Source organism: Collinsella intestinalis DSM 13280, from assembly GCF_000156175.1.
Taxonomy (GTDB): Bacteria; Actinomycetota; Coriobacteriia; order Coriobacteriales; family Coriobacteriaceae; genus Collinsella; species Collinsella intestinalis.
Window position 1 is genome coordinate 1,158,083 of sequence record NZ_GG692710.1, and the last position, 14,135, is coordinate 1,172,217.

At 64.2% G+C, this 14,135-nt stretch carries 9 protein-coding genes and 1 tRNA gene; 3 read left to right on the plus strand and 7 right to left on the minus strand.

Annotated features, from left to right (window positions below; all coding sequences use genetic code 11):
• The 3 genes from COLINT_RS05320 to pknB all read left to right on the plus strand — a co-directional run.
• Positions 1 to 1,437 (plus strand): Stp1/IreP family PP2C-type Ser/Thr phosphatase (locus tag COLINT_RS05320; protein ID WP_006723394.1); only part of this gene is annotated, 1,437 nt, incomplete at its 5' end.
• Positions 1,438 to 4,254: an FtsW/RodA/SpoVE family cell cycle protein gene (locus COLINT_RS05325; protein ID WP_006723395.1), complete on the plus strand. Its 2,817-nt coding sequence runs from the start codon at positions 1,438 to 1,440 to the stop codon at positions 4,252 to 4,254.
• A 63-nt stretch (positions 4,255 to 4,317) separates the two neighbouring features.
• Entirely contained in the window at positions 4,318 to 6,249 is a 1,932-nt protein-coding gene (gene pknB / locus COLINT_RS05330; RefSeq protein WP_006723396.1) for a Stk1 family PASTA domain-containing Ser/Thr kinase, read from the plus strand.
• Between the two features lie 58 nt (positions 6,250 to 6,307).
• Here the strand turns inward: pknB and COLINT_RS05335 are convergent.
• The 7 genes from COLINT_RS05335 to COLINT_RS05365 all read right to left on the minus strand — a co-directional run bounded on the left by COLINT_RS05335 (position 6,308) and on the right by COLINT_RS05365 (position 13,938).
• Positions 6,308 to 6,383 (minus strand) — tRNA-Arg (locus COLINT_RS05335).
• A 76-nt stretch (positions 6,384 to 6,459) separates the two neighbouring features.
• Positions 6,460 to 6,840, minus strand: coding sequence for a DUF956 family protein (locus COLINT_RS05340; RefSeq protein WP_006723397.1), 381 nt, complete (start codon positions 6,838 to 6,840; stop codon positions 6,460 to 6,462).
• Positions 6,841 to 7,044: 204 nt separating this feature from the next.
• Positions 7,045 to 7,965 carry a PTS system mannose/fructose/sorbose family transporter subunit IID gene (locus COLINT_RS05345; RefSeq protein ID WP_006723399.1) on the minus strand — a complete coding sequence of 307 codons (921 nt, stop codon included), beginning with the start codon at positions 7,963 to 7,965 and terminating at the stop codon, positions 7,045 to 7,047.
• Between the two features lie 19 nt (positions 7,966 to 7,984).
• Positions 7,985 to 8,800: a PTS mannose/fructose/sorbose transporter subunit IIC gene (locus COLINT_RS05350; RefSeq protein WP_006723400.1), complete on the minus strand. Its 816-nt coding sequence runs from the start codon at positions 8,798 to 8,800 to the stop codon at positions 7,985 to 7,987.
• Positions 8,801 to 8,810: 10 nt separating this feature from the next.
• Complete coding sequence (locus tag COLINT_RS05355; protein WP_006723401.1) at positions 8,811 to 9,803, minus strand: PTS sugar transporter subunit IIB; 993 nt, start codon at positions 9,801 to 9,803, stop codon at positions 8,811 to 8,813.
• A gap of 408 nt (positions 9,804 to 10,211) precedes the next feature.
• Positions 10,212 to 12,137, minus strand: coding sequence for an ABC transporter ATP-binding protein (locus COLINT_RS05360; RefSeq protein ID WP_006723402.1), 1,926 nt, complete (start codon positions 12,135 to 12,137; stop codon positions 10,212 to 10,214).
• Position 12,138: 1 nt separating this feature from the next.
• Positions 12,139 to 13,938, minus strand: a complete 1,800-nt coding sequence (locus tag COLINT_RS05365) for an ABC transporter ATP-binding protein (protein WP_039910385.1) — start codon at positions 13,936 to 13,938, stop codon at positions 12,139 to 12,141.
• Between the last annotated feature and the right edge of the window lie 197 nt (positions 13,939 to 14,135).

Here is a 14,135-nt window from a genome sequence, read left to right on the forward strand (position 1 = left end):
CCCGCGCCCGCTCCGGCGCATGCCGCCCCCGGCTCCTTCGAGCCCGAGCCCGAGATTCCCATCCAGTCGATCCCCGATCCAACCGCCCCCGTCTCGCCTGAAGACACGGCCGAGATCGACCTCCAAGCCGTGGAGGCCAAGCTCAACGATCCCGGCTCGACCATGGACTTCGAGCCCATCACCGACGACCCGATCGACACCGACGCCACCTTCGACGCCGGCACGTCCTCCATGCTCATGTGGGGTGCTCGCTCCGACGTGGGCTGTGTGCGCAGCCACAACGAGGACTCCTATCTCGCCGCCTCGCCGCTGTTCTGCGTGTGCGACGGCATGGGCGGCCACGCCGCCGGTGAGGTTGCCAGCGCGATCGCCGTCGAGACCATCGCCAAGACCGGCCCCAAGTCGGCCGATGCCGCACAGCTCGCCGCCTCTATCGAGGCGGCCAACGCGGCCATCATCGAGGCGGCCGTGAACGGCGTGGGCAGACCCGGCATGGGCTGCACCGCCACCGCCGCCTACATCGAGGGCACCACCCTCGCCATCGCGCACGTGGGCGACTCGCGCGCCTACCTGCTACACGAGGGTACCCTCATCCGTGTCACGCGCGACCACTCCTACGTCGAGGAGCTCGTCGATGCCGGCGAGATCACCGCCGACGAGGCGCGCACGCATCCCAACCGATCCGTCATCACGCGAGCCCTGGGCTCCGATCCAGCGATGTACGCCGACCACTTCACCTTGAACGTCGAGGAGGGCGACCGCCTCATCCTGTGCTCCGATGGCATGTCGGGCATGGTCCCGGACGGCGAGATCGAGCGCATCGCCCAGCAGAGCTCCACCGCGCAGATCTGCACGGACAACCTGGTCGACGCCGCGCTCGCCGCAGGCGGCGGAGACAACGTCACCGTCGTGGTGGTCGACATCACCGACGACGGCCGCGTTCGGGAGGTCGCTCGCAAGCACAAGCGCACACTGTTCTTCGCCATCGTTGGCCTGCTCATCGCGCTCATCGTGGCCACTGTGGCCTCGTTCATCTCCATCCGCAAGTCCGTCTACCTGGGCGTGAAGGACGATGCGGTCGCCATCTACACCGGCATTCCCGACTCACTCCTCGGACTCAAGCTCAACTGGCTCGAGGATGAGACCTCCATCCAGCTCAAGTACCTCCCCGAGGACACCCAAAACCGCCTCCGCGAGGGTATCCCGCAGAAGAACCTCAAGGACGCGCAAGACGCGGTGGAGAACTACCGAGCGCAGATCGACGAGACGCAGACCAAACTCATCGAGGACGCGCGCGCCATCCAACAGGATCTCACCGGGTCCACGGAGGCACCGGGCACAAGCCCCGCAGACGCCCTGGCAGGCGGAACGTCCCCGAGCGAATCGCCCGCCGATGCCATTTCACCTTCAACCACGACCGAGGGAGGTGCCGCGTAAATGAGTCGCCGCACGACCGAACTGCTCCTACTCATAGCCGCCGCGTTCCCCGTCACGCTGCTCTACGCCATGTACGTGGTCACCACGGGCGCCGCGCTCTCCTTCCAGACGCTGGCCGTCCCGCTGGGGCTGTTCGCCGCATTCGCCGCGGCCCATATCGGCGTGCGCATCTTCGCGCCCGGCGCCGACCCGGCGATCCTGCCCGTCGTGTTCACGCTCTCGGGCATCGGTATCACCTTCGTAACGCGCCTGCAGCCCGACGCCTCGCTGGGCCAGGTGATTTTCCTGTTCCTGGGCGTGGCCCTCATGGTAGGCACGCTCGCCGTGGTGAAGAACCTCGAGGTCATCAAACGCTACAAATACGTCCTGGGCATCGCCGGCATCATCTTGCTCGTGCTGCCCATGTTCATCGGCACCGAGATCTATGGCTCCAAGCTGTGGATCAAGATCGGCGGCTTCCAGTTCCAACCCGGTGAGTTCGCCAAGGTCCTCATCGTCTTGTTCCTCGCCGGCTACCTGGCCGAGAACCGCGAGCTGCTGTCCATCTCCAACCGCACCGTGCTCGGCATCAAGTTCCCGCGCCTGCGCCTGCTCTACCCGCTGTTCATCGTGTGGGGCGTCTGCCTGCTCGTCGTCGCGTTCGAACGCGACCTGGGCAGCGCGCTTTTGTTCTACACCATCTTCTTGATCATGCTCTACGTGGCCACGGGCCGCGTGTCCTACGTGATCATCGGCCTTGCGCTGCTCGCCGTCGGTGCATTCGGCATGTACCAGATCATGAGCCACGTGCAGGTCCGCGTGGCCATCTGGCTCGACCCGTTCTCCGACGCGCAGAACCTCGGCTACCAGATCGTCCAGTCGCTGTTCTCCCTGGCAGACGGCGGCCTCGCGGGCGTCGGCATCGGCAAGGGCATGGCCGACATCATCCCCGTCGTGGCCTCCGATATGATCTTCGCCGCGATCGGCGAGGAGATGGGCCTGCTCGGCGGCTCCGCCGTGCTGCTGCTGTTCATGCTGTTCGCGGTCCGCGGCCTCACCACCGCCGCGCGTGCCAAGTCCGACCTGGCGGCCTTCTCCGCCGCCGGCCTCACCGCGGCCATCTCCTTCCAGGCCTTCACCATCGTGGGCGGCGTGACCAAGCTCATCCCGCTCACCGGCGTGACCCTGCCCTTCATGAGCCAGGGCGGCTCCTCCCTGCTCGCGAGCTTCGTGATCGTCGCCCTGCTGCTGCGCGCCGGTGACGAGGCAACCGGCCGCTCGACCGAAATCGCCAACACGAGCACCGACTTGGCCACCGCCGGCTACCGCACCACCGTGCGTGGCTCTCACATGCGCCGCCCCGCCCTCGACACGCCCGAGAGCGGCCTGCTCGGCCGCGTGGCGCTCGCCAACCGCCTGACTCGCACCGTGTTCCTGTTCACCGCGCTGTTCGCCGTGCTCATCGGAAACATCACCTATATTCAGGTGATCAAGGCGTCCGAGTATCAGGACATGCCGAGCAACAACCACACCATCAACAAGGCGCGCTTCATCAAGCGCGGCTCGATCATCACCGCGGATGGCCTGACACTCGCCGAGTCCATCCAGCAGGCCGACGGCACCTACGCCCGCTCCTACCCCAACGGCAACCTCGCCGCACACGTGGTGGGCTACTACTCCCAGCAATACGGCACCATGGGCATCGAGAACACGCAAAACGACACGCTCACGGGGTCCAAGGATTACTCGAGCTGGCAAAACGCCCTCAACTCGCTCGCCGGCATCAGCGAGCCGGGCAACTCGGTCCAGCTCACCATCGACTCGCGCATCCAGCGTGCAGCCGAGCAGGCCCTCGCCGGCCGCGTGGGCGCCATCGTCGCCCTCGACCCGCGCAGCGGCGCCGTGCTCGCCTGGGCCAGCGCCCCCACGTTCGACAACACGAACATCCAGGCGGCGATCGAGGCCGCCAACGCCAGCGGCGGTGCGGACACCTCCATGTACGACCGCGCAACCCTCGCGCTCTACACGCCGGGCTCCACCTTCAAGGTGCTCACGCTCGCCTCGGCGCTCGAGAATGGCCTGGCCACGCTCGACACCACCTACGACAGCCCGGGACGCATGGAAATCGGCGGCGCGGACGTTGTGAGCATCGGCGAGCGCGGTCACGGCAAGATTTCGCTCGCCAAGGCCTTCGCGCTCTCGTCCAACACGGTCTTTGGCCAGGTGGCCGACGGCCTGGGCGCCGAGAAGCTCGTGGCCACAGCGCGCGCCTTTGGCTACGGACAGCAGCTCGGCCTGGACTTCACCACCGCCGCATCCGTCATGCCCAATCCCGAGGAGATGACCGAGTGGGAGCTCGCCTGGGCGGGCGCCGGCCAGCCTGTCGGCCAGGGCCACACGCCCGGCCCGCAGGCCACCGTGATGCAAAACGCGCTCATGGCCGCCACGATCGCCAACAACGGCATCGCCATGAACCCCTACGTGGTCTCGCAGATCCTCGCCCCCGACGGCACGGTCCTCAAGACCACGCGCGGCCACTCCCTCGGCCAGGCCGTGGGCAGCGGCACCGCCGAGCAGGTCAAGCAGGCCATGCTCGACGTCGTCCAAAACGGCACCGGCTCGGCCGCGGCGATCGCGGGCGTGAAGGTGGCCGGTAAGACCGGCACGGCCGAGACCAACAACGCCAACGCGAACTCCACGTTCGTTGGATTTGCCCCCTACGACACCCCCACCGTGGCAATCGCCGTCGTGATCGAGCAGAACGCGAAGGGCGAGGAAAGCGCGGCGGCCGTAGGCGGACAGGTCCTGCGCGCGGCGCTTGCGACACAGGGGCTGTAGCAATTCACCGGTACGAGGTAACACTTCCGCCTACGGCGGATAGATTGATGAGGAGTTAAAGACATGCCAGACGGACAGCGTGTACTTGGAGGAAGGTACCTGCTCAAGGATAAGGTCGGAAACGGCGGCATGGCCAGCGTGTATCGCGCGCAGGACCAGGTGCTCGACCGCACCGTTGCCGTGAAGATCATGCTGCCCCAGTACGCCGGGGACGCCACCTTCGCCGCTCGCTTCAAGCAGGAGGCGCAGGCCGCAGCCGGTCTGCAGAGCCCCTACATCGTGGGCGTGTACGACTGGGGCAAAGACGGCGACACGTACTACATCGTCATGGAGTACCTGCGCGGCACCGACCTCAAGAGCGGCGTGCGCAGCCATGGCGCCCTCGATCCCAAGAAGGTCGCCCAGATCGGCTCTCAGATCTGCGGCGCCCTCTCCGTTGCACACAAGCACGAGATCATCCACCGCGACATCAAGCCGCAAAACATCATGGTGCTGCCCGACGGCAACATCAAGGTGATGGACTTCGGCATCGCGCGCGCCAAGAACAGCCATCTCACCCAGGACAACAACGTCCTGGGCACCGCCCACTACGTCTCCCCCGAGCAGACCCGCGGTCAGGACCTGGGCGCCACGAGCGACATCTACTCCCTCGGCGTGGTCATGTACGAGTGCGCCACCGGCCGCGTGCCCTTCGATGGCGACGATGCCATCTCCGTGGCTCTCAAGCAGGTCAACGAACTGCCCATCCCGCCGAGCCAGGTGAACCCCGGCGTCGACCCGGCACTCGAGCGCATCATCCTCAAGTGCATGGAGAAGGACCCCGCCAACCGCTTCCAGACCGCCGACGAGCTGCGCCAGGTGCTCAACGCCTATGCCACCGGTCGCGCGGTCGACGTGGCAGAGCCCACACGCGTGATTGCCGCGCCCATGGGCGTCGGCGGTGCCGAGACCCGCGTGATGAGTGACGCCACCCAGGCCATGGTGCGCCCCGCAGGCGCTGCCGGTCCCGGCTCCACCACCGCCGGTCCGCGCGTCGCAGCGCCCGCATCCTCGCGCGGCCAGAACGACTACGAGGAGCCCAAGAAGGGCAACGGCGCCAAAATCGCCGCCATCGTGATCGGCGCCATCGTGGTAATCGCCGCCGCTGTCTTCTTTGCCAGCAACCTGTTCGGCGGTTCCGGCGAGATGGTCATCGTTCCCAACGTCATCGACTACACGCAGGAAGAGGCCGAGGACGCGCTCGAGAACGCCGGCTTCAACGTCGAGTACGGCAAGGCTGTGAATGACGATGAGGTCGAAGAGGGCCGCGTCGTCGACCAGACGCCCGATGGCAACAAGGAGGCGCCCGAGGGCTCCACGGTCACGCTGACGCTCTCCAAGGGCCCCGTCCCCGTCAAGGAGACCGAGGTCCCCAACATCACCGGCAAGACCGCCGATGAGGCCGAGGCTCTGCTCACCGCCGCCAACCTCAAGGGCCAGGCGCACGAGGAGTCCAACGAGGCCGAGGCCGGCACCGTCTTCAAGCAGGGCAAAAACACCGGCGAGGTTGTTGAGGAGGGCACCGTCATCGAGTACTGGGTGTCCACCGGCCCCGACACCATTGACGTGCCCAACCTCACCGGCAAGACCAAGGAGCAGGCCATCGAGGCGCTCGGCGATAAGCTCAGCTACACCTTCAGCTCCGATTACAGCGCCACCGTTCCAGCCGGCTCCGTGATCAGCTACGAGCCCGGTGGCAGCGTCAAGCCCGGCACCACCATCAAGATCGTGCTGTCCCAGGGTCCCGAGCCGGTCGCCAAGGTCAACGCACCTAACTTTGTGAACGACTCCGCCTCCCACGCCAAGCCGCAGCTCGAGTCGCTCGGCTTCAAGGTCGTGGTGAACGGCCCGGCAGACGGCATCATCGTGAGCCAGTCCGCCTCCGGATCGCTGGACAAGGGCACCACGATCACCCTCACCACGCAGGCGCGAACCGACGCCAACACCGAGGACTAGTAGATCGCAAGAAAAGGCCGCCACGCGAACGATCACGTGGCGGCCTTTTTAGTTGCAATGGTGCCCCCGATACGATTCGAACGTACGACACCCGCTTTAGGAGAGCGGTGCTCTATCCCCTGAGCTACGGAGGCATTGCCATGGTTGCGCGATCGGAACATGCTCGACGAAAAAGCCCATCGACGCATCCGAAAGCGCGTATGGGATATTCTAGCGGTTTTTGCGGAACAGTGACAGCACGCCGCGTTTGATCACGTCAAAGAAGCTCAGAGAGCGCAAAAGTTTGTCTTCGGGCACATGCTCGCGCATAGCGCGCAACGTGGCTTTATTATCCCTCGTGGAGAACGAGAACCCGCTTTCGCTCCCCTTCACGAAGATCGCGAAGCGCGAGATCTTTTTGCCGCCGAACAGCACCGACGCCGCCACGTGATCGATCTCGGACCAGGGGATCTGGATGAAGTCCTCGGGGTTTCTCTCGTTATAGAACTCGAAGGCATTGTTGCCGAGCATCACCGAACCATAGGTCGACATCCCATGAAACGACGTGGCCTTCTCCGTGTAGTAGACCGAGCTGTTCTGCGATTGCGCCATCCCTGCATCCTCCTCAAGCGTTTCCCTACATGTTCAGCCGGAAACGCACGTGTGTCGAAATCCCGCCAGGCGGTCTTGAAGAAATATACGACTGCGGCGGGAACGCCCGCAAGTACGGAAAAGCCGCGCCGCTGCGAATGGCGAACCATGGCAGCGGCGCGGCTCGAGGCTCAAGCGCCTGAGTGCGCTTGATACCGAAGCGTCTTACATGATGCCGAGCAGGCGGGCAACGATACCCACGGCGAACAGGGCGATGATGATGACGATCGGGGAGACCTTCTTCTTGAGCAGCTTGCAGCACAGGAGCGTGAGGCCTACGGCGGCAAGGCCGGGGATCAGCTGGTCGAGATTGGCCTGGAGCGTGGTCACCTTGGCGACCTCGAGGCCGGTGGGACCGAGCGCCGCGTACTGGCTCAGAGCCTGATGGATGCCCTCAGTACCCGCGGGCAGGCTCGCCCAATCGATGTAGGCGCCGGGGGACTGCTGAACCGTGGAGACGACCGGGGTGAAGGAGATGCTCACCCAGCGCTGCACGAGCGCGCCGATGATGAACATGCCCAGAATCGAGGCACCCTCGGTGATCTTGCCCATAAGACCGCCAGAGAGGTCCTTGGTGATGGAGGTACCAACCTTGTAGCCAAACTCCTGGGTGTACCAAAGGAACGCGATGCGGATGATGTTCCACGCGAAGAAGAACAGCAGCGGACCCATGATGGAGCCACCGAGGGCCAGGGAAGCGCCGAGCGCGCCGAGGATCGGGCGAAGGGTGAACCAGAAGACGGGGTCGCCGACACCGGCCAGCGGGCCCATCATACCGACCTTCACGCCCTGGATCGCAGCGTCCTCGACCTGAGCGCCGTTGGCGCGGTCCTCCTCAAGAGCGAGGGTGACGCCGATGACGGGAGCGGACACGTACGGATGCGTGTTATAGAACTCCATGTGACGCTTGAGCGCCGCAATCTGGTCCTCCTTGTTGGAGTAGAGCTTCTTGATCGCGGGGATCATAGCGAAGCACCAGCCGCCGTTCTGCATGCGCTCGTAGTTCCACGAGCCCTGCAGGAACTGATGACGCATGCACACCGACATGCGGTCGGACTTGGAAAGCTGAACCTTGTTCTCTGCCATGATGTACGTCCTCCCTTCCTTACTCGTAATCGTTCAGGATGTCGCCGAGCGGATCGCCGGTACCGGCAGAGCCGCCGCTGTTCTTGGCCAGGTCCTTGAGGCCGAGGTACAGCAGGGCGAGGGACACGCCGATGACGCCGAGGGCGATGAGCGTGAGCTGCTGGACAGCGGCGAAGACGAAGCCGAGCGCGAAGAACGGCCAGACCTCCTTGGTCGCCATCATGTTGATGACCATGGCGTAACCGACGGCAGCGACCATGCCACCGCCGACGGCCATGCCGCCGGACAGCCATGCGGGCATCATGTTGAGCGCGTTAGTCACAATCTCGGGCGAGACGAAGCACAGGGCCACAGCCGGGATAGCGATGCGGGCACCCTGCATGAGGATAGCCAGGATCTGCCACATCTCAATGCCCTTGAAGTCGCCCTTCTCGGCGGCGGCATCCATAGCGTGAACTATGGGGATGGCGAGCGTGCGGCAAATCATCGTCAGGAACAGGCCAGCCACGGACAGCGGCACGGCGAGAGCGATGGAGGTGGTGATGGCGGTCTGGGAGTCGGCCGTGCCACCGTCGAGCGCGAGCACCATGATGATGGCGGACGCAACGGAGGCCAGGGCCGCATCGGGCGCGACGGCGGCGCCGACGTTCGCCCAACCGAGGGCGATCATCTGCAGGGAGCCGCCGAGCATGACGCCCTCCTGCAGGTGGCCGGACACGAGACCGATGAGCGTGCAGGCCACGAGCGGCTGGTGGAACTGGAACTCGTCCAGAATACCCTCCATACCGGCCAGCAGCGCGATGATGGCGATCAAAACGATCGAAAGTGCTGACATATTCCCTCCTTTACTGGGCGGCCAGCTCGGACTTGGCCTTCTTGATCATCGCGTCGAAGGACTCGGCGGAATCGGCCGGGACCTTGCGGATATCGAAGGTGATGCCGCGGGCGGCGAGCTTCTCGAGCGTCTCGACATCGTCGTTATCCATGGCGATGGCGTTGGTCACGACGACCTTGCCCGCGGAGTGGGCCATCGAGCCGAGGTTGACCTCCTTGATGTCCACGCCGCCCTCGACCGCGCGGAGCAGGTCCTGCGGGGTCTCGAACAGGAGCATGGCCTTGGTGGCGCCGAAACGCGGGTCCTTGGCGACCTCGATCATCTTCTGGACCGGGACGACGTGGGCCTTAACTCCGGGAGGCGCGGCCTCCATGATCATGGACTTGCGCAGGTCATCGTGAGAGACGGCGTCGGACACGACGATGATGCGATCGGGATTGGTCATCTTGGTCCACGTGGTTGCCACCTGACCGTGGAGCAGACGGGTATCGACACGGGCGAGCACGAACTTGATGTGGCCGTCGCCGAGGACCGTGCCCTCGGGGATGGCGCCCTGATGGGCGGCCGGCGCCGCGGCTGCCGCGGGCTTGACCTCCACAGGCTCGAGAGACTCGGGCTTGACGCGAACGCCGGCGCGGGCCTCGGAAATGACGTGCTTGGCGATATCGTGGGCCGTCTTGGATGCGTCGAAGCGAGCGGTGTACACCTCGACAAGCATCGGCAGGTTCACACCAGTCAGGATCGCCCAGCTGGGATGGGCGTCGAACAGACCGCTGATCTGGTTGAAGGGGGTGCCGCCCCACAGATCGACAAGGAACAAGACGTCCTCGGGATCGTCGAAGGAAGCGACCGCCTCTTCCACCTTCTGGCGGAAGTCGTCCGGACCCATGCTCGGCATGAGGGAAACCGTGGCGACGTTGGGCTGATCGCCGAAGACCATCGAACCGGTCATCTTTAGACCCTCTGCCAAGTCACCGTGGCTTGCCAAAACGATACTTACCATCACACAACCTCCTTTGTTGCTACACGTTTTGAACACAACATAGGTAATGGTATGCCGTTCGCCTGCGTTAAACAACCCTTCGTCGAACTGCGGGAATAGTACATATTCGCAGCTAGATGGGTCTTTTATTTATTTTCGTTGTTAACAGAATCCTTATTTCCGCAGCTAGATATCCATGCTCATGCATATATTCGCAAACCGTCTCATTACGCAACGCATACAAAGACCCCCGGGATACCACTCGGCGAACGGCATCCCGGGGGCCTTGAACGACACCTGTCGCTTAGCCGCGTCTCAATTGGGGACAGGCACAAATTGAGACGTCTCTATAAGCGTGTCCGCGCGACCTGCGACGCGCCGAATGTCTCAATTTGTTCCTGTCCCCAATTGAGACATGGGCAGGGCGGCCTAGGCGAACTGGCTCCGGTAGAGATCGGCGTAGGGACCGTTCTCCACGAGCAGCTCCTCATGGGTGCCCTGCTCGATGATGGTGCCGGCGCGCATGTGCAAGATCAGATCGGCGTCCACGATGGTGCTCAGGCGATGCGCGATCACAAAGCTGGTGCGCCCGTGCATGAGCGTCTCCATCGCTTGCACGATGTCGCGCTCCGTACGCGTGTCCACACTCGACGTCGCCTCATCCAAAATGAGGATCGCAGGGTTACACAGAATCACGCGTGCGATGGTGAGCAGCTGACGCTGGCCCTGACTGATGGTCTCGGCATCGTTTTCGATATGCGTATCGTAGCCCTGCGGCATCGTGCGGACGAAGTGGTCCACATGCGCCATCTCGGCCGCACGCACGATCTCCTCGCGAGTAGCATCGGGACGGCCATAGGCGATGTTCTCGGCGATCGTCCCGTCGAACAGCCATGCATCCTGCAGCACCATGCCAAAGTTCGCGCGCAGGTCCGGGCGAGCCATCGCATGGGTGTCCACACCGTCGAGCTCGATCGAGCCCCCGCCGATTTCGTAAAAACGCATAAGCAGATTGATGAGCGTGGTCTTGCCGGCGCCGGTGGCACCCACGATGGCGACCTTCTGCCCGGGTTTCACATGGAACGTCACATCGCGCATAAGCGGCTTTTCCGGATTGTATCCAAAGCGCACACGGCTAAAGTCCACGCGCCCTTCCACGGCGGCGGGAAGCCTCGCGGCGACCTCGGGCAGCGGGTCGGGCTCGACCTCCTCTTCGTCGAGAATGTCGAACACGCGCTCGACGCTGGCAAGCGCGTTCTGCAGCGTGTTGATGGTGAAGGACAGCTGCGTGAGCGGCTCGGATGCCTGGTGGATGTACTGGAAGAACGCCTGGAACACGCCGATAGTGATCTGGCCGCCCACGAGCATGCTGCCCGCCACCACGGCGATCAGCACCTGGGCCAGGCGGATGATGAAACGGATCAGCGGGCTGATGGCATTGGTGGCAAAGTCCGCGCGGCGGCTGGCACGAGCGAGCTTGTCAGACAGCTCGTGCACCCTCTGCGAGCTCGACCCCTCGCGGTTGAAGCTCTTGATGATGAGGCGCCCCGAGTAGGCCTCCTCCACCGTCGCGGTGAGCTCGCCCACATAACGCTGGCGCTCGGCGGCGAGCTTGAGCGTCCACTTGGACACGCCCTTGGTAATGAGGGTCGACACAAAGGCGAACACCAAGAAGATCGCCGTGAGCAGCACGCTGTAGCGCAGCATCATGTAGAGCGCGCCGATGATCGTGCCCACCGCGCTCATGAGCTTGAGCAGACCGGTCTGCAGCACCTCGGACATCTTGTCCAGGTCGTTCGTGGCACGGCTCACCACCTCACCGGGCTTGTGGCCGTCGTAGAACTTCAGCGGCAGGCGGCTGAGCTTCTCGGCAATGCTCCGGCGCAGCGAAAGGTTGAGCTTCTCGGCAAAGCCCGCCATGACGAAGCACTGCACGGAGTACAGCGCGCAGGCGCCCGTCCAAATGCCGAAATAGGTAGCGAGCTCGCGACCACCGGTCTCCCAACCCACCGTGAAGGCGCGGCCCTCAGCAAAAGCGGCCTGGATATTGGTCCATAGAACGTCGATCACGCGCGCGCTGTACGCCGGTGCGGCAACATGGAAGCCCGTGTACACGAGGATGGCGGCGATCACCACGCCGAAACGCCAGCGCTCGCCCGCCGCGGCATGCCACAGACGACGCACCGTCCCCCAGGTGTCTTTGGGGACCTCGAGCTCCTCCTCAGGGGTGCCGGAGGCATCGGCCATTGCCTGCGCATCGTCGATAGCGCCCTGCTTGCGCTCGCGCTCGAGGCGGGCGTTCTCGGAGAACAGCTCGTCGGAACCGTCGTCGCGTTTCTTCTTATCCCATGCCATGCTACTCGCCTCCCTTCATCTGACTCTCCGCGATCTCGCGATACACCTCGCAGCCCTCCATGAGCTCCTCGTGCGTGCCCTTGCCCACAATGCGACCATCCTTGAGCACGACGATCTGGTCGGCATGCAAGATGGTGTTGATGCGCTGGGCGATGATGAGCACGGCGGCGTTGCGCGTCTCGGGCTTGAGGGCACGACGCAGAGCCGCGTCGGTCTTGAAGTCGAGGGCGGAGAAGCTGTCATCGAAGATATAGAGGTCCGCGTGCTTCATGAGGGCGCGGGCGATGGCCAGGCGCTGGCGCTGGCCGCCGGAGAAATTCGTGCCGCCCTGGGAAACCGGGGCGTCCAAGCGCTCGGGCAGGCCCCACACAAAGTCGGATTGGGCCACGTCGAGGGCGTGGCGCATCTCTGTCTCGGTCGCGCCGGCACGGCCATCGCGCAAGTTGCTGGCGATGGTGCCCGAGAACAACCAGGCCTTCTGCGGCACATAGGCGATGCGCTCGCGCAGGTCGTGCTGGGTCATGGAGCGCACGTCAGCGCCGGAAAAGTGCACCGAGCCGTCCGTGACGTCGTGCAGGCGCAGCAGCATCTTGGCGATGGTGGATTTGCCCGAACCGGTGGAGCCGATGATCGCGGTGGTCTGGCCGCGACGGCAGGAAAAATCGATATCGTGCAAGGTGTCCTCGTCCGCATTGGGGAAGCGGAAGGAGACATGGTCGAACGTGGCAACCGGGGCGGTATCGGGCCGGAAAGCATTGAAGACCCCGTCCTCGCCCGTCACGGCAGCCTCGCCCGCCGCGGCGAACTCACCATTCGGCCCCGGCGCCAGAGGCGCAGTGCCCGTACCGTCGACGATGCTCGGCTTCTTCTCGATCACCTCGGCACAGCGCTGCAGGCACACGATGGCGCGCGGCACCATCAGCGCGACGAACTGCGCCATCATGATGTAGAACATGATGAGCATGGCATACTCGACCACCGCGGAGATGTTGCCGATCTCCATGGCATGTGCGCCCACGCGGTTGCCTCCGAGCCACATGAGCAGCACCTCGGCGATGTTCATAAGGCAAAAGCTGAAGCAGTCCACGCCCGCGAAGATCCAGTTCACCTTGATCGCCGCATCGGCGTAATCGGTGAACACACGACCCATGCGGCCCTCCTCGTGGCGCTCTTTGCCAAAGGCGCGAATCACGCGGACGCCGATGATGTTCTCGCGCAGGACCACGTTCATGCGGTCGATGAAGCCCTGCATCTTCTCGAAGATTGGGGCCGCGCGGCGCACCGCGATCACGGCGAACACCATGACCACGGAGACCACCGCGAGCATCATGGCGCCCATCTGCGCGTCAACGCGGAAGGACAGCACCGTGCCCATGACGCAGATGATGGGAACCGGCAGCATGGTCTGGGTGGCGAGCATGACCGTCTGCTGGATGACGTTCACATCGTTTAAGGTGCGGGTGATCATGGAGCCGGTGCCGAACTCCTCGAAGTCGCCGCCCGAGAAGGCGAGCGAGGCATCGTACACGGCATTGCGGATATCGCGACCCACATAGGAGGCGAGGCGAGCGCACAGGTAATTGCCCAACAGGGCACCGCCGCTCGCGCAGCAGCACGCAACGAGCATCTTAAGACCCTGACCGATGATGAAATCTGTGTTCCCGCTGGTCACGCCCTGATTGATCATGCCGGCGAGCATAGTGGGGACATACAGCGTGCCCGCTACATCCAGCAGCAACGCCGCAAGCGTCGCCACAACGAGGGCCTTATACGGTTTGATGGTTCGCAACAACAGTCTCATACGCACGTTCCCCTCCCGGCCGCCCCCACGGCCAGACATATGCACCTCAAGTCAATACCAATCCTACCTGAACAACTTGGCGTCCCGGGTGGCAACAAACGTCTCAATTTGCGCGGATCCGCCGATCGGGGGGCGGCGAGGAGGGCGGCGGGAGGGGCAGCGGTCCGGCGGGGTGAGGGGGTCCAGCGGGCGGCGGG

What these genes read in the sequence shown, in the direction of transcription:
- COLINT_RS05325 (WP_006723395.1), top strand. Translation starts at nt 1,438, where the DNA reads ATGAGTCGCCGCACGACCGAACTGCTCCTACTCATAGCCGCCGCGTTC.
- pknB (WP_006723396.1), top strand. Translation starts at nt 4,318, where the DNA reads ATGCCAGACGGACAGCGTGTACTTGGAGGAAGGTACCTGCTCAAGGAT.
- COLINT_RS05340 (WP_006723397.1), bottom strand. Translation starts at nt 6,840, where the DNA reads ATGGCGCAATCGCAGAACAGCTCGGTCTACTACACGGAGAAGGCCACG.
- COLINT_RS05345 (WP_006723399.1), bottom strand. Translation starts at nt 7,965, where the DNA reads ATGGCAGAGAACAAGGTTCAGCTTTCCAAGTCCGACCGCATGTCGGTG.
- COLINT_RS05350 (WP_006723400.1), bottom strand. Translation starts at nt 8,800, where the DNA reads ATGTCAGCACTTTCGATCGTTTTGATCGCCATCATCGCGCTGCTGGCC.
- COLINT_RS05355 (WP_006723401.1), bottom strand. Translation starts at nt 9,803, where the DNA reads ATGGTAAGTATCGTTTTGGCAAGCCACGGTGACTTGGCAGAGGGTCTA.
- COLINT_RS05360 (WP_006723402.1), bottom strand. Translation starts at nt 12,137, where the DNA reads ATGGCATGGGATAAGAAGAAACGCGACGACGGTTCCGACGAGCTGTTC.
- COLINT_RS05365 (WP_039910385.1), bottom strand. Translation starts at nt 13,938, where the DNA reads ATGAGACTGTTGTTGCGAACCATCAAACCGTATAAGGCCCTCGTTGTG.